Genomic DNA, 18,216 nt, shown 5'->3' with positions numbered 1-18,216 from the left:
CTGTCAGGCGGCGATGATCTCTACTGAATGTGTGATCGTCGCCGTCTTTTCCAGCATGGCCACGGCGGAACAATATTTCGTGTGCGACAGTTCCACCGCGCGTTCGACGGCAGCGGCAGGCAGATCCCGGCCCGTGACCTGAAAGGCGAAATGGATGCGGGTGAAAACTTTGGGTTCCGTATCGGCGCGTTCAGCGGTCAGCTTGACCCGGCAGCCGGTGATGGCATGGCGGCCGCGCTTCAGGATCAGCACGACATCGTAGGCGGCGCAGCCGCCGGCGCCGGTCAGGACAGTCTCCATCGGGCGTGCCGCCAGATTCTGGCCGCCGCCATCCGGGGCGCCATCCATCGCCAGGACGTGTCCGCTGCCGGTGCGTGAAATGAACAGCATGCCATCCGGGCCTTGCCAGTCGAGGGTGCATTCCATGATCGTGTGTTTCCTAGGGTTTTCCCTGATTATGTTGCTATGACAGTCATCGTCAGAACGGTCGGAAACCCTTGCTCCGTATGGGGGTTTATCCTTCTTGATCTAAACCGTAGATTTATCATAAATCAAAACTAACGCTACAATTGTCGGCTGCCGAGCCCCGGATTTTATCCGCGCTCGAGCGTCAATTGTCCTTCACTGGAAGCGCTGTGGATACCGTCACCGTACTACTTCTGACCTTTATCATGTCCGTGACCGGGCTGGGTATTTTTATCTGGTCCCTGCGACGGAACATGTTCGACGACAACCCTGCGGCTGCGGGGGTGATCTTTTCAACCGGCGAAATCGGCCACGTTGAAGACCCTTCCGCCACGCCCGAACAGCGGGCTGGCTTGCAGCAGGTCGTCACCGACGGCGGCAAGGCCGTCATCGACCCCTCGCTGGCTGAAAAGCTCAAGGCGGAACTGACCGAGCGCATGGAGGCTGACCAGTCCACCGCCTATGTGACCTTCGTCTTCCTGGCCTGTGCCATCGTCTGGCTGGTCGCTGCATCGACCTTTGGTCTGATCAGCTCGATCAAGCTGCACAGCCCAGAATTCCTGACGGACTACGCCTGGCTGACCTTTGGCCGCACCCGGACGCTGCACCTGAATATGGTGGCCTACGGCTGGTGCCCGATGGCCGCTTTCGGGATTGCCATCTGGGTGTTGCCGCGTCTGCTGAAAACCCGCCTGTACGGCGGTCGTTTCGCGCTGCTGGGCTGCATGTTGTGGAATGCCGGCCTGATTGCAGGCCTGGGCGCGATTGCTGCAGGCATCAACGACGGCCTGGAATGGCTGGAAATCCCCTGGCAGGTCAGTATCCTGCTGGTGATCGGCGGTTCGCTGATCGCCCTGCCGCTGGTGTTCACGCTGCGTAACCGCAAGGTCGATCATCTGTATGTTTCGATCTGGTACATGGGCGCCGCGCTGTTCTGGTTCCCGGTGCTGTATCTGGTCGGTAAAGTCCCCGGTGTCCACTTCGGTGTCGAGCAGGCCACCATGAACTGGTGGTTCGGCCATAACGTGCTGGGTCTGTACTACACCCCGATCGCCCTGGCCTCGGTGTACTACTTCCTGCCCAAGATCATCGGTCGCCCGATCCAGTCCTACAACCTGTCCCTGATCGGTTTCTGGGCGCTGGCGTTCTTTTACGGCCAGGTCGGCGGTCACCACCTGGTGGGCGGCCCGGTGCCGCACTGGCTGGTGTCGCTGTCCATCGTCCAGTCGATGATGATGATCATCCCGGTGCTGGCCTTTTCGGTGAACCAGCATTTGACGATGCGCGGCCATTTCAAGACCATGTACTACTCGCCTACGCTGCGCTTCATCGTGCTGGGCGCCATGATGTATACGGTCAGTTCCTTCGAAGGCTCCTTCGAGGCCCTGCGCAGCGTCAGCCGCGTGGCGCACTTCACGCACTTCACCGTGGCGCACGCCCACCTGGGGCTGTATGCCTTCTTCTCCATCGTCATGTTCGGCGCCATCTATTTCGTGATGCCGCGCGTCATGTCCTGGGAATGGCCGCATCCGAAGCTCATCATCGTGCACTTCTGGCTGGTGTTCATCGGCATGATGGTCTACATCATCGGCCTGTCCATCGGCGGCTGGCTGCAAGGCCTGGCCATGCTGGATGCCGCCCGGCCCTTCATGGATTCTGTGCTGGTCACGATGCCGTATCTGGAAGCTCGCACGCTGGGCGGCACCCTGATGACGCTGGGTCACCTGGTCTTTGCCGTGCACTTCGTGCAGATGGCGCTGCGCTATGGCCGAAACCGCGTGGGTCCCGCCTTGTTGCATAAACGTAAGTCTCAGCCTGAAATTCAGGCGATTGCAGGTGCCTGATCATGGAAAGCGAATACAAACTTCTTAGCGGGGCGATGGTGACGCTGGCCCTGGCCACGGCCACGCTGGTCGTGCTGCCCTACATGCAGTTGTCGGATGTGCAGCCTTCGCCGGGCCTGAAGCCCTATACCGAACAGCAATTGCGTGGCCGCCAGGTCTATATCGAGATGGGCTGCGTCTACTGCCACTCGCAGCAGCCGCGCAGCCAGTCCATGGCGCCGGATTTCCAGCGAGGCTGGGGACGCGCATCGGTGGCGGGCGATTATTACTACGATCATCCGCATCTGCTGGGTACCATGCGGACCGGCCCGGATCTGTTCAATATCGGCGCGCGCCAGCCCAGCGTAGACTGGAACCTGGGTCACCTGTACGAACCCCGCGCCTATACCCCGCACAGCAATATGCCGGCCTTCCCCTTCCTGTTCAAGCTCAAGGACAAGGCCGAAGCGGGCGACAAGGTCGTCAACCTGCCGCCCAGCTATGCGCCGGCTGATGGCAAGGTCGTCGTGGCCACACAGGAAGCGCTGGACTTGGTTGATTACCTGATCGGCCTGGACCATACCTACCCGGTCAATCCCGATGCCCAGCTGCCGACGCTACCGGAACAGCCCGCTGAAGGAGCGACGAAATGAGCAACAAATTCACCCAACAGCGCCGTGAACAGCCCGAACCCGTTGAAGGCAGTCGGCCGATTCCCAAAATCGTGCTGGGCGTCATCGGCACGCTGCTGATCTGGGCGCTCTGGTACCTGTACACCGCCTACTCGCCCATGCCGCCTTCGGTGGGCGATGGTCGCGTCATGGCCGACTTTGCCGTGCCCGCCAGGGCCGATGGCGGGCAGCTGTACACCGCCAATTGCGTGGCCTGTCACCAGGCCAGCGGCGCTGGGGTGCCGGGGGTATTTCCGCCGTTGTCCAAGTCCGAATGGGTGGATGCGGCCGATCCCGGCATCATGGTGCGTATCGTTTTGCATGGCATCCATGGCCCGCTGACTGTCGAAGGCGTCAAATACAACGGTGAAATGCCGCACTTCCAGGACAAATTCTCTGACGAGGAAGTGGCCGCCATCGTCAATCACGTGCGCACCAGCTTCGGCAATTCGGCATCGACCACAGACGCACAGCTCGTCGCCAAGGTCCGTGCCGATTCCAAGGACCAGACCACGCCCTGGAAGGGCGACGAGGATCTGCGTCCGCTGCTGGAAAAGAAATAAGCGGGTAGGCGGCGCATGCGGTGGGTGTTGTCCCTGGTGCTGGCCCTGGCGGCGGGCATCGGGGTTCTTTACAGTCTGACGGACGGCTTTACCGTTTTGACGGCGGAGGCCGCGCGCCGTCAGGCGATTGCGGCGCAGCCTCGTGAGCTTCCCGCCGTGCAGGTGCTCGACGATACGGGCAGCCTGGAATCTTTCAAGCGCAATCTGCAGGACGATGGCCGGGTGGCCATCGTCAATTTTTTCTATACGCGCTGTATCGCCCTGTGCCTGGCGCAGGGGTCGCTGACCGAACGCCTGCAGCAGGCGATCGAGGCGGAAGGGCTGCAGCACCAGTTGCGCCTGATCAGCCTCAGCTTCGATCCCCGGGACCAGGCCGATGATTTGTCCCGCTATGCCGTGCGCATGGGCGCTGATCGCAAGATCTGGCAATTCATGACCCTGAAGGATGCCGAGCAGCGCAGTGCGCTGTTGGATCTTTTCGGCATCATGGTGGTCCCGGCCCCCCTGGGAGAGTTCGAGCACAACGCCGCCTTTCATGTGGTGACGCCCGATGGGCGCCTGGTGCGCATCGTGGATCTGGATGATCCCGGTGTCGCCTTGAAGGTCGCCAAGTCCCTGATGACGGCAGTCAAGGAGACGCCATGAACCGCGCGCCATCTGTCGGTTGGGCGTCTCTGGCGGCGGCTGTCCTCTGCCTGGGGGTGGCGCTGATCTGGCATGATGCGTTGACAGCGCTGATGAGTCTGCACATGGTGGTGCAGATACCGCTATTGGTGGCTGGCGGCGTGTTTGCCGAGCAGGCATGGCATGCATGGCGGGCCTCTGCCACTGGGCAAAAACAGGATGCGCCGGTGACATCCGGCGCTCAGGCCGCACCTCTGTGGCAGCCGACCTCTGGCCGCCTCATCCGCTGGTCGTATAACGCCTATGGCATGCCGGGCCTGTTGCTGGTCAGCCTGGTGGGGGCGGGGTGGATGATTCCCAAGGCACTGGATGATGCCCTGGTGGATTGGCGGGTTGCCGCGTTTAAGTATCTGGGTCTGCCTGTATGCGGCTGGCTGCTGCGAGCCTCCGTGCGGCGGGCCAATGTGGTGATCAAGCTCTTTTTTCTGGGTAATTTTTGCTGGATGAGCGCCATTGTCGGCATGGTGTATCTGGACCAGCCGATCCGTCTGTGCAACGCCTATCTGCAGGACGATCAGGACTGGGCTGGCCGGGGGCTGATCGCTCTGGCCATCGTGTTACCCTCGTGCTGGCTGCTGGCGGCAGTGAAGCCGGTCTGGCGCTTCTTGAACCGATAGAGGACTTTCATGACCCTGACGAATTCCCTGGAATCCGGCCGCTGGCAACGTCGCGCCGGCCCCCTGGACGCCTTGTTGTCCGAAGTCGGCCAGGCGCTGCAAGTGCTCGATGGTACGGTATCCCATGACCGGCCTTATCCGGCAGGGCCGGCGACGGCGGGTGATCCGGTGCTGTCTGCTGACGAAGCCCGTCACGCCGCCGGGCTGATGCGGGTCAACCATGTGGGCGAAATCTGCGCTCAGGCCTTATATCGGGGGCAGGCGCTGGGGTGTCAGGATGGTTCCGTGCGCGCCGTGCTGTTGCAGGCGGCCGCCGAGGAAACCGACCATCTGGCCTGGTGCCGCCAGCGCCTGGATGAATTGCAAAGCCGCCCCAGTCTGCTCAACCCCTTGTGGTATGTCGGCGCCTTCAGTCTGGGGCTGGCGGCCAGCCGGGCCGGGGTGCCGTACAACCTGGGTTTCATGGCGGAAACCGAGCGCCAGGTCGAAGAACACCTGAACGGTCATCTGGATACCTTGCCCGGGCAGGATGATCGTTCGCGTCAGGTCGTCACACAGATGCGGGACGACGAGATCGGCCATCGCACCACGGCGGAAAACCATGGCGCCGTTCCTTTGCCGGCCCCGATCCGTGGGGTGATGCGCTTGATGTCGCGCCTCATGACGACGACGGCCTACCGGATCTAGCGCGTCTGCGCCTGTGTGCAGCAGAGGCGGACAGGTAATGCACCTAGGATTACCCTTGTTTGTGTGTAAAAAGCAACGAACCTATGGCCGTTATCTATTGACATAAAATAAATCTTGCATCGCAGCAAAGGATGCTTATATACTTTGCTTATCGGATGTCGAGACGTGATTGCAGCGGGAAAACCCCTAATCACGGATGGCTCAGGTCCATGACCTTAGCAGCCCGGCATGCCACGGTTGTCTCCTCCACCCTCCTCCTTTGGTGGATTTAGCCCAGGATCTTCGGATCTTGGGCTTTTTTTTGTTCCTGCGCAGCGTGGGGGCTTCTTTTGCCGCCGGGCCGCTCCCCAGGCAAAAGCGCCCCCTTGGTGGGGGGCAGCAAGCGGGCGTCAGCCTGCGCAGCGTGGGGGTTTCTTTTGCCGCCGGGCCGCCCCCAGGCAAAAGCGCCCCCTTGGGGGGCAGCAAGCGGGCGTCAGCCTGCGCAGCGTGGGGGCACAACCTTCCCCGCCTATTGCAGGAAAGGAATCTGGGTGAAGGCCTGCAGGACGACGGCATTGACCAGATCCACAAAGAACGCGCCGATCAGCGGCACGATCAGATAGGCTTTGTACGATGGGCCGAAGCGGTCAGTGACGGCCTGCATGTTGGCGATGGCGGTAGGGGTAGCGCCCATGCCAAAGCCGCAATGTCCTGCGGCAATCACGGCGGCGTCATAGTTCGCCCCCATGAAACGGTAGGTGATCCAGGCGGCATACAGCATCATGGCCACAACTTGCACGGCAAGAATGATCGTCACTGGCCCAGCCAGATCGGCCAATTCCCACAGGCGCAGGCTGACCAGCGCGATGGCCAGGAACAGCGATAGGGATGTATTGCCAAAGACGTCGATGGCGCGGTCGAACATCTCGAAGCGGAACGCATGGGTCAATATGTTGCGGATCACGACTCCGCTTCCCAGCGCCCAGATGAAGGTCGGCAGCTCTAGAGCCGTGCCGCGGGTCCACTGGCTGAGCAGATCGGCGCTGATCAGGCAGGCGGCGAACATGGCCAGGGTCTCGATGACGGCATACGAGGTAATCAGGCGGGGCTGATCGAACAGCTCGAAGGTCAAGCGCTTTCCTTCTTCGCTTTGGCTGGCCTGTTCGTGGCGCGGCTGTCCTGAAATGGTATCGATATTCGTGCGCTCGTACGCTTGCGGCAATGGTTTACGGTCCTGTCGGCGAATCAGGTAGCGGGCGACCGGCCCGCCGATCAGGCCGCCGAATACCAGGCCGAAAGTGGCCGTGGCAACGCCCAGCGAAGTAGCGCCCGTGATGCCGTATTGGGTCTCCAGCACAGGCCCCCAGGCGGCAGCCGTGCCGTGACCTCCGGTCAGGGTGATCGAACCGATAACCAGGCCGATCAAGGGCTTGAGCCCCAGCAGCGCCGCCAGGCCGACACCGATGACGTCCTGCAGCACGATGAAGAGAGATACCAGAACCAGCAGCATGACAAGGGGCCTGCCGCCTTCCTTCAGTCGTGTGAAATCCGCACTCAGGCCGATAGAAGCGAAGAACATCAGCATGAAGGTGGTTTGCAGGTCGCTATTGAGCGTGAGTTGCAAGCCGGTGGTGGCGTTGAGCAGCGTGATGACGAACGCCGCCAGCAGGCCCCCGGCGACCGGCTCTGGGATGTTGAACGTGGACAGCAGCTTGATGCGAAAGACCAGCCAGTGCCCCAAGAGCATGACGGCAGCGGCGATGATGAGCGTGTAGTAGCTGTTGAGGGCGATTTCCATAAGGCCTCCGGGTGCGACGGCGCGGGCTGTGAGAACGCAAGCCGGAGCAGATTGTAATTCCTGCCTGGCGACTCTGGATTTGCTCTTTCGGCGTCTTACCGATCGTGCCAGGCGCCCAGACGTTGCGACAGGCGATCCGCCAGCTTGCGAATGGCTTGCCCGGCGCGGGCTTCCAGATCAGGACTGATTTCCAGCGAACGGATGCTGACCGCCACCCCGGCAACGGCCTCGGGGTGATGCGAATCGAATACCGGCGCACCGAAGCAATACATGCCTTCGCGCACCCCTTCGATATCGGTGGAATACTGCCGCTGGCGGATCTGCTGCAGTTCTGCGATCAAGGCAGTTGTATCGCGTGCGCCTCGTTCGGTCAGGGGGGCGGGCCAGCCGCCGGGCACGCTGTTCATCAGCTTGCGCACGCTGGCGTCCGGCAAAGTGCTGAGCATGGCCAGCCCCGTGGCGGCGTAGACCGCAGGCAGCCGCATGCCGGCGTGAAACGTCAGGCCCAGCGGATGTTTGCCGTTGCGGCAGGCGATGTAGACGACCTCGGCGCCGTCGCGCACCGACAAGGTGATGGTTTCTTCCGGCAGTATCCGCATGTCATCCCAGGAAGCAAAGAATTCCTGTGTGATGTCCAGCCGCGCCATGAAGGCATTGGCCCACATCATCACGTGCGGTCCCAGCGCCATCTGGCCGCCATCCAGCCGGGTGATCAGATTCAGTTGTTCCAGTGTGACGCATAAGCCGTGCAGGCTGCTTTTGGGCAATTGCAGGGTCTTGGCCAGTTCGGCCAGGCTCATGGGGCTGTTGGTGCGAGCCAACAAATCCAGGACGGCGGAGGCGCGGGCAACGGCAGGCGCCGGAATTTTATCGCTGGTCATGGCGGTAGGGCGGAAACGTGCAGACAGGGCAGGGTGCTGACCGGTGTGCAGACATCGGTGCGCAGTGCGGTGATCTTAGGATGGATTGACGTTCGGCAGATCTGGCCGCTATGATCTAGTCGTTCATTATGTCAAACAACGTTCATTATATCGAACGATCATTTGGAGCACAAGCATGTTGGCACTGAAAAAACCGGATCTGCTGCGTCAGCAGGCCTATCTCAATGGTCAGTGGTGTGATGCGGATTCGGCTGAGACTTTCCCGGTCAGCAACCCCGCCACTGGCGAGGTCCTGGGGGTGGCGCCTTGCATGGGCGCCGCTGAAACCCGCCGCGCCATCGAGGGTGCGCAGGCGGCCTGGGCCGGGTGGCGCGCGATGACCGCCAAAGAGCGCGCGGTCATCCTGCGGCGCTGGTTTGATCTGATGACGGCCCATGCTCAGGACCTGGCGCTGATCATGACGGCCGAACAGGGCAAACCCCTGAGTGAGTCCCGGGGGGAAATCACCTATGGGGCCGCCTTTCTGGAATGGTTCGCCGAAGAAGGCAAGCGCGCCTATGGGGATGTCATTCCGACGTTTGCCAAAGACCGCCGCCTGATCGTCACCAAGGAACCCATCGGCGTCTGCGCAGCCATCACGCCTTGGAATTTTCCGTCGTCCATGATCACGCGCAAGGCCGGGGCTGCATTGGCCGCTGGTTGTCCGCTGGTCGTCAAACCGGCCGAACAAACGCCTTTCTCGGCCTTGGCCTTGGCCGTGCTGGCCGAGGAAGCGGGGGTGCCTGCGGGTGTGTTCTCCGTTGTGACGGGCGATGCCGTCGCTATCGGTGGTGAAATGACGTCCAGCACTCTGGTGCGCAAGCTGTCCTTTACCGGCTCGACTGAGGTCGGCCGCCTGTTGATGCGCCAGTGCTCGCCGTCAATCAAGAAGCTGTCCCTGGAATTGGGTGGCAATGCGCCTTTTATCGTTTTCGATGATGCGGATCTGGATGCCGCCGTCGAGGGCGCTATTGCCAGCAAATACCGCAATGCCGGGCAGACCTGCGTGTGCACCAATCGCTTTTATGTGCAGGATTCCGTCTATGACGCCTTCAGCCAGAAATTGGTGCAGGCGGTCGGCAAGCTGCGGGTCGGCAATGGCATGGAAGACGGCGTCACTCAGGGGCCATTGATCGATGCCGATGCGGTCGCCAAGGTCCAGGAACATATTGCAGACGCGGTCGCACACGGGGGACGTATCCTGACGGGCGGGCAGCCGCATGCGCTGGGGCAGACCTTTTTCCAGCCCACTGTGTTGGCGGATGCGCAGCCCACGATGAAGTTCGCCCGCGAGGAAACCTTTGGTCCGCTGGCGCCCTTGTTCCGCTTCAGCGATGATGCCGACGTCATCCGCATGGCCAACGATACGGAATACGGTCTGGCGGCCTATTTCTACAGCCGCGATATCGGCCGGATATGGCGCGTGGCCGAGGCTCTGGAATACGGTATGGTGGGCGTCAATACCGGCCTGCTGTCCAACGAGGCCGTTCCGTTCGGCGGCGTCAAGCAGTCCGGTCTGGGCCGCGAAGGCTCGCACTATGGTTTGGATGACTATCTGGTCGTCAAATACCTGTGCATGGCGATCAGCTGACGTCGGATTGCATCTGGCGGACCAGCGCTCCCGTCCGGGAGGGTAGATCTGTCAGATGCTTTTGTTGCATGTGTATCTTTGTCACAACGGCATAAGTTACAAATATCGCCGATAATCTCGTTTTGTCTATTCGGGATTGCCTTGAACGCCTCCAGTTTGTCCGCTTCGCTCAGCTGGCCTCTGATCGGGATCGTGGCTTTCATGGTGGGTGGGCTGATCGTGGTCTCTGAACGCTGGCATGGCCGGTATACCGGGGATACCGATCTGCACAAACCCCAGGCCATGCACAAGCGCGCCGCGCCCAGAGTCGGCGGCTTGGCCGTGGTGGCGGGCAGTCTGGCCGGCCTGCTGGTGTTGGGGCCGCACAATATGACCCTGACCTGGCTGTGGCCTGCCTTGTTCGTGGCGGCGCTGCCGGTGTTCGTGGCAGGTTTGCTGGAAGACATCACCAAGGAAATCGGCTCCGGCAAACGCCTGTTGGCGGCGTTCGTGTCGGCCGGCATCGCCTGGTGGCTGCTGGGCGGGGTATCGCGCGTGGGCCTGTCATGGGCGGACATGATCCTGTCCAACTGGCCGATCATTTCCCTGTTGTTTACCATGGTGGCCGTCGGAGGCTGCACCCACGCCTTGAACATCGTGGACGGCATGAATGGGCTGGCGGGCATGATCGCCACCTTGATGTCGGTTTCGCTGGCGCTGGTCGCTTTGCAGGTGCAAGACATCCCTATTTTCCTGATTGCCACGGCGCTGGCGTCCGCCACGATGGGCTTTCTGGTCTGGAACTTTCCGTTTGGCCGCGTGTTCCTGGGGGATGGCGGGGCGTATTTTCTGGGGTTCATGTTGGCGGAACTGGCGGTGCAGCTGGTCGTGCGCAACCCCGGGGTGTCGCCTTTCTATGCCTTGGCCGTGCTCTTCTATCCCGTCTTCGAGACCCTGTTTTCCATCTGGCGGCGCAAGTTCAAGCGTGGTGTGCCGGTGGATCAGCCGGATGCGCTGCATCTGCATCAGTTGGTGTTCCGGCGTTTGGTCCGGGTTACTTTCAGCCGCGACCGGCGCCATGCGCTGCCGGCTTTGTGCAACGCCATGACGTCGCCCTATCTGTGGGTGCTGGCGCTGATCGGATTGGTGCCCGCTACCCTGTGGTGGGACAACGCCTGGATGCTGTGCCTCAGCATGGGGGTGTTCGCGGGCGTCTACATCTGGCTATACATTCGTCTGGCGACCTGGCGTCGCCCGCGCTGGCTGTTGCTGCCGTCCTTGGGGCGGCATGGGCGGCGTGATTAAAATCCTTTCTTAATATTGTTTCGATCGTTACGGCAAAGAAGCCGGGGAGAATTTCATGAACATTCAGGACGTCCGTCTGGCCGTTGTTGGCCTGGGTTATGTCGGTCTGCCGCTGGCTGTCGAATTCGGCAAGCAGCGCGACGTACTGGGGTTTGACATCAATGCCCGGCGCATCGACGAACTGCGTGCCGGTCGCGATCACACCCTGGAAGTGTCGGGACCGGAACTGGCCGAGGCCAGTCGCCTGCATTATTCCAGCGATCCGGCGGAACTGGCGACGGCCAATGTGTTCATCGTGACGGTGCCCACGCCGATCGACCAGTACAAGCAGCCGGACCTGACGCCGCTGGAACGCGCCAGCGAGACCATCGGCCGCGTCCTGAAGCGCGGCGATACCGTGATCTACGAATCGACGGTGTATCCGGGCGCAACCGAAGAGGTCTGCGTCCCGGTGCTGGAACGGACCTCGGGCCTGAAATTCAACGTCGATTTCTATGCGGGCTATAGCCCCGAACGCATCAATCCGGGTGACAAGCAGCACCGCGTGTCCACGATCCGCAAGGTGACCTCAGGATCAACGCCGGAAATCGCCGAGCTGGTCGATGCCCTGTACCGGCAGATCATCACGGCGGGCACGCACAAGGCCTCGTCCATCAAGGTCGCCGAAGCCGCCAAGGTCATCGAGAATACTCAGCGCGACGTGAACATCGCGCTCATCAACGAATTGGCGCTGATCTTCAATCGTCTGGGCATCGATACGCTGGACGTGCTGCAGGCAGCCGGCACCAAGTGGAATTTCCTGCCGTTTCGGCCCGGTCTGGTCGGCGGCCACTGCATCGGCGTGGACCCCTACTACCTGACGCACAAGGCCCAGTCCATCGGCTATCACCCGGAAATCATCCTGGCTGGTCGGCGACTGAATGATTCCATGGGCGGCTATGTCGTCTCGCAGTTGATCAAGGCCATGACCAAGCGCCGCATCCAGGTGCAGGGGTCCCATGTACTGGTCATGGGGCTGACCTTCAAGGAAAACTGCCCCGATCTGCGCAATACCCGGATCGTGGACATCGTGCGCGAATTGGGCGAATACAACATCGACGTGGATGTCTACGATCCGTGGGTCGAGCCGGCCGAGGCGCAGCATGAATACGGCATCACGCCGGTCTCCAAGCCCACGCCGGGCGCCTATGACGGCATCATCCTGGCGGTGGCGCACGAGCAGTTCGCCGCCATGGGCGCGGCGGCCTTGCGGGCGCTGGGCAAGCCTGAACATATCCTGTACGACCTGAAATACGTGCTGGATGCCGCCGAATCCGATCTGCGTCTATAAAGAAGATTGCCATGAGCACCCATTTCCAGACCTTGCAAACCGAATTGCAGGCGCATCCTCGTACCTGGCTGGTCACGGGCTGCGCCGGTTTCATCGGGTCGAACCTGCTGGAAGCCTTGCTGAAGCTGAACCAGACCGTGGTCGGGCTGGATAATTTTTCCACAGGCTATCAGCACAATCTGGATGAAGTGCGGTCCCAGGTATCCGCGGATCAGTGGGCGCGCTTTCGTTTCATCGAAGGGGACATCCGCGATCTGGAGACCTGCCGCCAGGCTGCCGAAGGCGTGCAGCACGTACTGCATCAGGCCGCGCTGGGTTCCGTGCCCCGGTCGTTGAAAGATCCGCTGACCACCAATGCGGTCAATGTCGGCGGCCAGCTCAATATGCTGCTTGCAGCGCGTGACGCCCAGGTGCAGTCCTTTGTGTATGCGGCGTCCAGTTCCACCTATGGCGATCATCCGGGTCTGCCCAAGGTCGAGGACCGCATCGGCAAGCCCTTGTCCCCCTACGCCGTGACGAAATTCGTCAATGAGCTGTATGCGGACGTCTTTGCCAGGGCCTATGGCTTTCAGGCAGTGGGGTTGCGGTATTTCAATGTCTTCGGCAGACGCCAGGACCCCGACGGCGCCTATGCCGCCGTGATCCCGAAATGGGTGTCGGCCATGATCCGCGACCAGGAAGTCACCATCAACGGCGACGGCGAAACCAGCCGTGATTTCTGCTACATCGACAACGTCGTGCAGGCCAATCTGCTGGCGTCGATGGCCCAGGGCGAAGGCGTCAACCAGGTCTATAACGTGGCCTTCAACGCCCGAACCAGCCTGAATCAGCTGTTCGCCTATCTGCGCGATATCCTGGGTCGTAACGGCGTGTCCTACGGGCGCGAGCCGCGCTACGGAGATTTCCGCGCGGGTGACGTGCGCCATTCCCAGGCCGACGTCAGCAAGGCCCGTACCCTGCTGGGTTACGAGCCGCAGTTCGACATCCTGGGCGGTCTGGAGATCGCCATGCCCTGGTACATCCAGTTCTTGCGTTGATTGCTTTCCTGACGCGTCGGCTGGCGGCGCTGCACGCCGATCATCGGCGGATCGCCCTGGGGGCCGCCCGGGTGGCCTTCTTCCTGTTGATAGGCAAGGCGGTCGGGGCGTTCAAGGAAATGGCCGTGGCCTACCGCTACGGCATCAGCGATGTGGTGGATGCCTATCAATTCACCTTGACCCTGGCCAACTGGCTGCCTGTGACCTTGGTGGGGGCCTGCTCGGTCGTGCTGATTCCGGCGCTGGTGCGCAGCCGCCGGGGCGATGCCTGCCAGCATGGCCGTTTTCTGGGCGAACTGCTGGCCTGGACCCTGGGGCTGGGCGCCGTGATCGCGCTGCTGCTGGTGTTTGCCTGGCCCTGGGTGTTGCAGGTGGCGGGCCAGGGCCTGTCGCCCGCCGTGCAGGACATGAGCCGTCTGTTGATTCTGGGGTTTGCGCCGGCGGCGCTGTTCACGGTCTGGACGGGCCTGAGCGCCGCCTGTCTGCGGGCGCATGAGCGGCACATCAATACGCTGCTGGACAGTGTGCCGGCGCTGATGATCCTGATCTGGGTGCTGGCGGCCCCCGCCGGAGCCGGCGTGATGCCCTTGTTGTGGGGGACGGTGCTGGGCTATGCCCTGCAGTCGTTCTGGCAGCATCGGCTGGCGCGGCGGGCGGATGACGTGCCCGTGCGGGTGCGGCTGAGCCGGCAAGCGCCGCAGTGGTCCAGCCTGGCGGCTGCCGCCGGCATCATGCTGGTCGGGCAGCTGGCCATGAGCTTCGTCGGTCCTATCGACCAGTACACGGCTGCGCAGCTGGGGCAAAATGCCAATGCAACGCTGGGCTATGCCGCGCGCCTGCTGTCGCTGATGATCGGCCTGGGGGCCGCGTCGGTCGGCCGGGCAGCCCTGCCGGTGCTGGCCGATGTGCAAAGCCGGGGAGATGCCGCGCATGCGCGGACGATGGCCTTGAAATGGTCCTGTGTCATGTTGGGTCTGGGCGCGGTCGCAGTGCTGCTGGGCTGGTGGCTGGCGCCCTGGTTTGTGTCGCTGCTGTTCGAACGCGGCGCCTTCACCGCGCAGGATACGGTCGCGGTGGCGCAGGTGCTGCGCTGGGGTTTGCTGCAGCTGCCTTTCTTTTTCGGCGTGTTGATTCTGGTGCAGCTGTTGGCCAGCCAGAATCGCTACGGTTGGATGGCGGCGATCGCCGTGCTGAACTTTTTGATCAAGGCAGGCATGAATGCTGTCCTGGCCCCCCGCATGGGGGTCGAGGGCATCATGCTGGCGACCAGTCTGATGTACGCCCTGTCGTATGCGGCCTATCTGGTCCTGGCCTTGCGGATGCGGCCAGGTCTGAAACCTGGCAAGGAAGTGAAGGGATGACGCAACCCCGTACGGATCTGATGATCGTGATTCATTCCCTGCGTGGCGGCGGCGCCGAACGGGTGGCTGTCGATATGGCCGCCTACTGGCAGTCGCGCGGGTATCGGGTCGACCTTGTGACCCAGACAGCGGCGGATCAGGATGCCTATCCGATCCCGGCGGGCGTGGACCGCCATGCCTTGGGCCTGGCCGCTGACAGCGCCGGGCCGCTGGGCGCCGTCTGGGGCAATGGCCGGCGATTCTGGGCCTTGCGGCGGCTGGTGCGCCGCCAGCGACCCGCTGTCATCCTGGGCATGATGACGCGCGGCTCCGTGCTGGGGGTGCTGGCCGCCAGAGGCGCCGACAGCCGGGTCATCGCCACGGAACACACGCATCCCCCCACATTGCCGCTGCCGGCCGCCTGGCAGCGCTTGCGCCGCTGGACGTATCCGCGCGCCGATGCCGTCATTGCCCTGACGCGGGGAACCGCCCAATGGCTGGACGAATATGTGCCCGGCGTGCGCGCCCAAGTGATTCCCAATGCCGTGCATTGGCCATTGGCCGACGAGGAACCCCGGGTCGATCCCCCGCGTGCGCCCGGCCGGCATCGCCTGCTGGCCGTGGGCCGTTTGCATCCGGTCAAGGGCTTCGATTGTTTGCTGCGGGCTTTTGCGGATCTGACCCTCATGTGTGATGACTGGGATCTGACCATCCTGGGCGAAGGCGCCGAGCGCGCTGCGCTGGAATCTCTGCGTGATGCGTTGGGCCTGCAGGATCGGGTCAGTCTGCCTGGCCGGGTCGGCAATATGGCGGCCTGGTATCAGGCGTCGGACCTGTATGTGCTCAGTTCCCAGGCAGAAGGCTTGTCCAACACCTTGTTGGAAGCCATGGCCAGCGGCCTGCCTTGCGTGGCATTCGACTGCGAAAACGGCCCGCGTGAAATCATCCGCGACGGGATCGATGGCGTGCTGGTGCGGCCGGTGCAGGATCCGCAGGCATTGGCTGCGCAGTTGTGCGCCCTGATGAAGGACGCCGACTTGCGGGCGCAATACGCAGGCCGGGCGACGGATGTACGGGATCGTTTCAGCACGGCGCGCATCATGGCCTTGTGGGAACAGGTTTTCCAGGGTCAGGAGGGCTGCTGAATGCGCATCTTGTTTCTGGTCAGCTCCATGCATGGCGGCGGGGCGGAACGGGTGGCGGCGACGCTGGCCAATGCCTGGACGCGACGGGGCGACGAGGTCACTCTGGTGTGCTGCTATTCGGGCCGGGGGCGCTGCCTGCAGCATCTGGAGCCGGAGGTGCGGTTGTTGTGGCTGGCGGACCAGCTGCGCGGGCCCGCCTGGCTGCGACCGCTCACCAAGATTCTGGCGCTGCGGCGGCTGGCGCGTCGTCTCCAGCCGGATCGCGTGCTGTCTTTTCTGACGAACGTGAATATCACCACGTTGCTGGCCACGCGGGGCCTGGGGCTGCCGGTGGTGGTCAGCGAACGTACCGACCCGGCGCATAGCGTGAATCTCGAGTCCGTGTTGCGCTGGCTGCGCCGCCGGACCTACCCCTGGGCGCATCGGGTGATCGTGCAGACACAGCAAAGCGTGCCGCACCTGTTGCAGGTGGCGCCCGGTGTCAGCCGGATCGCAGCGATTCCGAATCCGCTGCCGGACGGTCTGCCAGCCATGCGGGCGGCGGAACCGGCCGCAGGTCGGCGCCGCCTGGTGGCATTGGGCCGCTTCAATCCGGTCAAGCAATTCGATCGTCTGATCGAAGTCTTTGCCGGGTTGGCCGATGAGTGTCCGGATTGGGATCTGTGGATCTGGGGCGATGGCGCCCAACGGGCGGCTTGCCTGCAGCGCGTCGCAACGCTGGGCCTGGAGGCACGGATCCATCTGCCGGGCTTCAGCCAGACGCCTTGGGAAGACCTGGCGACGGGGCACGGTTTTGTGCTGAATTCCCGCGTCGAGGGTTTTCCCAATGCCTTGCTGGAGGCTATGGCCTTGGGCCTGCCTTGCGTGGCGACGGATTGTCCGTCCGGTCCGGCTGAATTGACGCAGGCGGGGCAGGTGGCGACACTGGTGCCATCAGGCAATGAACCCGCGCTGGCACAGGCGTTGCGGCAGCTGATGCAGGCATCCGCATCAGACCGGGAAGCATTAGGTCGGGCGGGCGCTGCGTCGGTGCGCGCTCGCTATGGTCTGGATGCCGTGATGCAGGCGTGGGATGCCGCCTGGAGGGATCGGATACCGGAAGGTCATGAGAAATATGGAAAATAGCGCAATGAAGACAGGACGGGCCCCGCTGCAAGTCCTGCACATTATTTCCGGCCTGCTGCATGGCGGTGCAGAAACCGTGCTGCAGCGTCTGACGACGGCCCCCGGCGCGCAAGTGCGCCATACGGTGGTATCGATGCGCGGCGAAGGCGTCATGGGCGCATCGCTGCGGGATGCGGGCGTCGAGGTGATCTCCCTGGAGATGCAGGGCGTCTGGGGATCTCTGCGCGGCGTGTGGCGTCTGTACCGCCTGTTGCGCAGCCGCCGTCCCGACGTGGTCCAGACCTGGATGTATCACGCGGACCTGATCGGCGGCTTGCTGGCCCGCCTGGCGGGCATCCGGGCGGTGGCCTGGGGGGTGCGCAATTCCGGCGTCAGCCTGGCCGAAAGCAGCCGTTCATCGCGCTTCGCGGCCTGGTGCTGCGCCCGGGTGTCGGGGTGGGCGCCGGGTGTCATCGTGGCGTGCGCGCATCGCGCTGCCCAGGTGCATCGCGGCTGGGGCTATCAGTCGGATCGCGTCTTGGTGATCCCCAATGGTTATGATCTGTCCGTCTGGCATCCGGATGCGGCGGCGCGGCAGGCATGGCGCGCGCAGTGGCAAGTGCCGGAAGATGCCGTCCTGTTGGGTTGTGTCGCCCGCTGGAATCCGCTGAAGGATCATGGCAATCTGCTGGCCGCCCTGGCTTTGTGCGTGCGGGAGCAGCCAGAGTTGCGCTGTGTCTTGATCGGCCTGGGCATGTCGCGGGACAACGCAGAATTGATCGACCAGGCGCGCCATTACGGGCTGCTGGATCATCTGATTTTTCTGGGGCGGCGCGATGACGTGCCCGCTCTGATGCCGGCGCTGGACGTCCATGTCCTGTCCAGCAAGGCCGAAGGCTTTCCCAATGTGGTGTCCGAAGCCATGGCGGCAGGGGTTGCCTGCGCTGTGACGGATGTGGGGGATGCCGCCGAGATCGTGGGGGAATACGGCTGGGTGGCTCCGCCCCAGGATGCCGTTGCCTTGGCGCGGGCTATCGATCAGGCCATCGCTGCTGTCGGCAGTCCCGCCTGGTCTCAGCGCCGCGATCAGGCGCGGGATTCCGTGGCCCGCCGCTACAGTCTGCAGACGATGGTGGATCGCTACGAGACCGTCTGGCGCCGCCTGGCAGCCGACTTCC

The 18,216-nt window shown here is 62.9% G+C and carries 16 protein-coding genes and 1 pseudogene; 14 read left to right on the top strand and 3 right to left on the bottom strand.

Going from position 1 to position 18,216, the window contains the following annotated elements; genetic code table 11:
* Positions 1–3: 3 nt before the first annotated feature.
* Positions 4–426 (bottom strand): OsmC family protein, encoded by a 423-nt coding sequence (locus VDP79_RS04060; protein ID WP_323016928.1) that lies wholly within the window; start codon positions 424–426, stop codon positions 4–6.
* A gap of 209 nt (positions 427–635) precedes the next feature.
* Here VDP79_RS04060 and VDP79_RS04055 point away from each other — a divergent pair, with 209 nt between their 5' ends.
* The 6 genes from VDP79_RS04055 to coq7 are packed head-to-tail and all read left to right on the top strand — an operon-like array spanning position 636 to position 5,510.
* Positions 636–2,309 carry a cbb3-type cytochrome c oxidase subunit I gene (locus VDP79_RS04055; protein ID WP_323016927.1) on the top strand — a complete coding sequence of 558 codons (1,674 nt, stop codon included), beginning with the start codon at positions 636–638 and terminating at the stop codon, positions 2,307–2,309.
* Between the two features lie 2 nt (positions 2,310–2,311).
* On the top strand, positions 2,312–2,941 hold the full coding sequence (locus VDP79_RS04050; protein WP_323016926.1) for a cbb3-type cytochrome c oxidase subunit II: 630 nt from the start codon (positions 2,312–2,314) through the stop codon (positions 2,939–2,941).
* On the top strand, positions 2,938–3,522 hold the full coding sequence (locus VDP79_RS04045; protein WP_323016925.1) for a cytochrome c: 585 nt from the start codon (positions 2,938–2,940) through the stop codon (positions 3,520–3,522). Before VDP79_RS04050 ends, VDP79_RS04045 begins: the two co-directional genes overlap by 4 nt.
* 15 nt (positions 3,523–3,537) lie before the next feature.
* Entirely contained in the window at positions 3,538–4,167 is a 630-nt protein-coding gene (locus VDP79_RS04040; RefSeq protein WP_323016924.1) for an SCO family protein, read from the top strand.
* Entirely contained in the window at positions 4,164–4,823 is a 660-nt protein-coding gene (locus VDP79_RS04035; protein ID WP_323016923.1) for a hypothetical protein, read from the top strand. Before VDP79_RS04040 ends, VDP79_RS04035 begins: the two co-directional genes overlap by 4 nt.
* 9 nt (positions 4,824–4,832) lie before the next feature.
* Positions 4,833–5,510: a 2-polyprenyl-3-methyl-6-methoxy-1,4-benzoquinone monooxygenase gene (gene coq7 / locus VDP79_RS04030; RefSeq protein WP_323016922.1), complete on the top strand. Its 678-nt coding sequence runs from the start codon at positions 4,833–4,835 to the stop codon at positions 5,508–5,510.
* 508 nt (positions 5,511–6,018) lie between these two features.
* On the opposite strand, the gene gltS is transcribed toward coq7, so the two are convergent.
* Positions 6,019–7,287 (bottom strand): sodium/glutamate symporter, encoded by a 1,269-nt coding sequence (gene gltS / locus VDP79_RS04025; protein WP_323016921.1) that lies wholly within the window; start codon positions 7,285–7,287, stop codon positions 6,019–6,021.
* Positions 7,288–7,382: 95 nt separating this feature from the next.
* A complete protein-coding gene (locus VDP79_RS04020; RefSeq protein ID WP_323016920.1) occupies positions 7,383–8,168 on the bottom strand; it encodes an IclR family transcriptional regulator in 786 nt (261 codons plus the stop codon).
* A 175-nt stretch (positions 8,169–8,343) separates the two neighbouring features.
* On the opposite strand from VDP79_RS04020, the gene gabD reads away from it, so the two are divergent.
* From gabD to VDP79_RS03980, 8 genes and pseudogenes are all read left to right on the top strand, one after another.
* On the top strand, positions 8,344–9,798 hold the full coding sequence (gabD, locus tag VDP79_RS04015) for an NADP-dependent succinate-semialdehyde dehydrogenase (protein ID WP_323016919.1): 1,455 nt from the start codon (positions 8,344–8,346) through the stop codon (positions 9,796–9,798).
* Positions 9,799–9,999: 201 nt separating this feature from the next.
* Positions 10,000–11,082 (top strand): glycosyltransferase, encoded by a 1,083-nt coding sequence (locus VDP79_RS04010; protein ID WP_323017020.1) that lies wholly within the window; start codon positions 10,000–10,002, stop codon positions 11,080–11,082.
* Between the two features lie 55 nt (positions 11,083–11,137).
* Positions 11,138–12,412: a Vi polysaccharide biosynthesis UDP-N-acetylglucosamine C-6 dehydrogenase TviB gene (tviB, locus tag VDP79_RS04005; protein ID WP_323016918.1), complete on the top strand. Its 1,275-nt coding sequence runs from the start codon at positions 11,138–11,140 to the stop codon at positions 12,410–12,412.
* Between the two features lie 11 nt (positions 12,413–12,423).
* Positions 12,424–13,449, top strand: coding sequence for an NAD-dependent epimerase/dehydratase family protein (locus VDP79_RS04000; protein ID WP_323016917.1), 1,026 nt, complete (start codon positions 12,424–12,426; stop codon positions 13,447–13,449).
* Positions 13,449–14,810: a murein biosynthesis integral membrane protein MurJ gene (murJ, locus tag VDP79_RS03995; RefSeq protein ID WP_323017019.1), complete on the top strand. Its 1,362-nt coding sequence runs from the start codon at positions 13,449–13,451 to the stop codon at positions 14,808–14,810. The genes VDP79_RS04000 and murJ overlap by 1 nt, the downstream gene beginning before the upstream one ends.
* A complete protein-coding gene (locus tag VDP79_RS03990; protein WP_323016916.1) occupies positions 14,807–15,934 on the top strand; it encodes a glycosyltransferase family 4 protein in 1,128 nt (375 codons plus the stop codon). The genes murJ and VDP79_RS03990 overlap by 4 nt, the downstream gene beginning before the upstream one ends.
* A complete protein-coding gene (locus VDP79_RS03985) occupies positions 15,935–17,059 on the top strand; it encodes a glycosyltransferase family 4 protein (RefSeq protein ID WP_323016915.1) in 1,125 nt (374 codons plus the stop codon).
* Positions 17,007–18,074 (top strand): annotated as a pseudogene (locus VDP79_RS03980) (glycosyltransferase); the annotation flags it as partial. The gene VDP79_RS03985 and the pseudogene VDP79_RS03980, both read left to right, overlap by 53 nt.
* Between the last annotated feature and the right edge of the window lie 142 nt (positions 18,075–18,216).

This window comes from Castellaniella sp., from assembly GCF_034675905.1.
Lineage (GTDB): Bacteria > Pseudomonadota > Gammaproteobacteria > Burkholderiales > Burkholderiaceae_B > Castellaniella.
The sequence above is the reverse complement of the archived record's forward strand: the minus strand, read 5'-3'. Positions and strand labels throughout refer to the sequence as shown.

Excerpts from the sequence above, each read along its gene's own strand:
- VDP79_RS04020 (WP_323016920.1), bottom strand. The coding sequence starts at position 8,168 with ATGACCAGCGATAAAATTCCGGCGCCTGCCGTTGCCCGCGCCTCCGCC.
- tviB (WP_323016918.1), top strand. The coding sequence starts at position 11,138 with ATGAACATTCAGGACGTCCGTCTGGCCGTTGTTGGCCTGGGTTATGTC.
- gltS (WP_323016921.1), bottom strand. The coding sequence starts at position 7,287 with ATGGAAATCGCCCTCAACAGCTACTACACGCTCATCATCGCCGCTGCC.
- gabD (WP_323016919.1), top strand. The coding sequence starts at position 8,344 with ATGTTGGCACTGAAAAAACCGGATCTGCTGCGTCAGCAGGCCTATCTC.
- coq7 (WP_323016922.1), top strand. The coding sequence starts at position 4,833 with ATGACCCTGACGAATTCCCTGGAATCCGGCCGCTGGCAACGTCGCGCC.
- VDP79_RS04045 (WP_323016925.1), top strand. The coding sequence starts at position 2,938 with ATGAGCAACAAATTCACCCAACAGCGCCGTGAACAGCCCGAACCCGTT.
- VDP79_RS04000 (WP_323016917.1), top strand. The coding sequence starts at position 12,424 with ATGAGCACCCATTTCCAGACCTTGCAAACCGAATTGCAGGCGCATCCT.
- VDP79_RS04010 (WP_323017020.1), top strand. The coding sequence starts at position 10,000 with ATGGTGGGTGGGCTGATCGTGGTCTCTGAACGCTGGCATGGCCGGTAT.
- VDP79_RS03985 (WP_323016915.1), top strand. The coding sequence starts at position 15,935 with ATGCGCATCTTGTTTCTGGTCAGCTCCATGCATGGCGGCGGGGCGGAA.
- VDP79_RS04035 (WP_323016923.1), top strand. The coding sequence starts at position 4,164 with ATGAACCGCGCGCCATCTGTCGGTTGGGCGTCTCTGGCGGCGGCTGTC.
- VDP79_RS04040 (WP_323016924.1), top strand. The coding sequence starts at position 3,538 with ATGCGGTGGGTGTTGTCCCTGGTGCTGGCCCTGGCGGCGGGCATCGGG.
- VDP79_RS03990 (WP_323016916.1), top strand. The coding sequence starts at position 14,807 with ATGACGCAACCCCGTACGGATCTGATGATCGTGATTCATTCCCTGCGT.
- VDP79_RS04060 (WP_323016928.1), bottom strand. The coding sequence starts at position 426 with ATGGAATGCACCCTCGACTGGCAAGGCCCGGATGGCATGCTGTTCATT.
- VDP79_RS04050 (WP_323016926.1), top strand. The coding sequence starts at position 2,312 with ATGGAAAGCGAATACAAACTTCTTAGCGGGGCGATGGTGACGCTGGCC.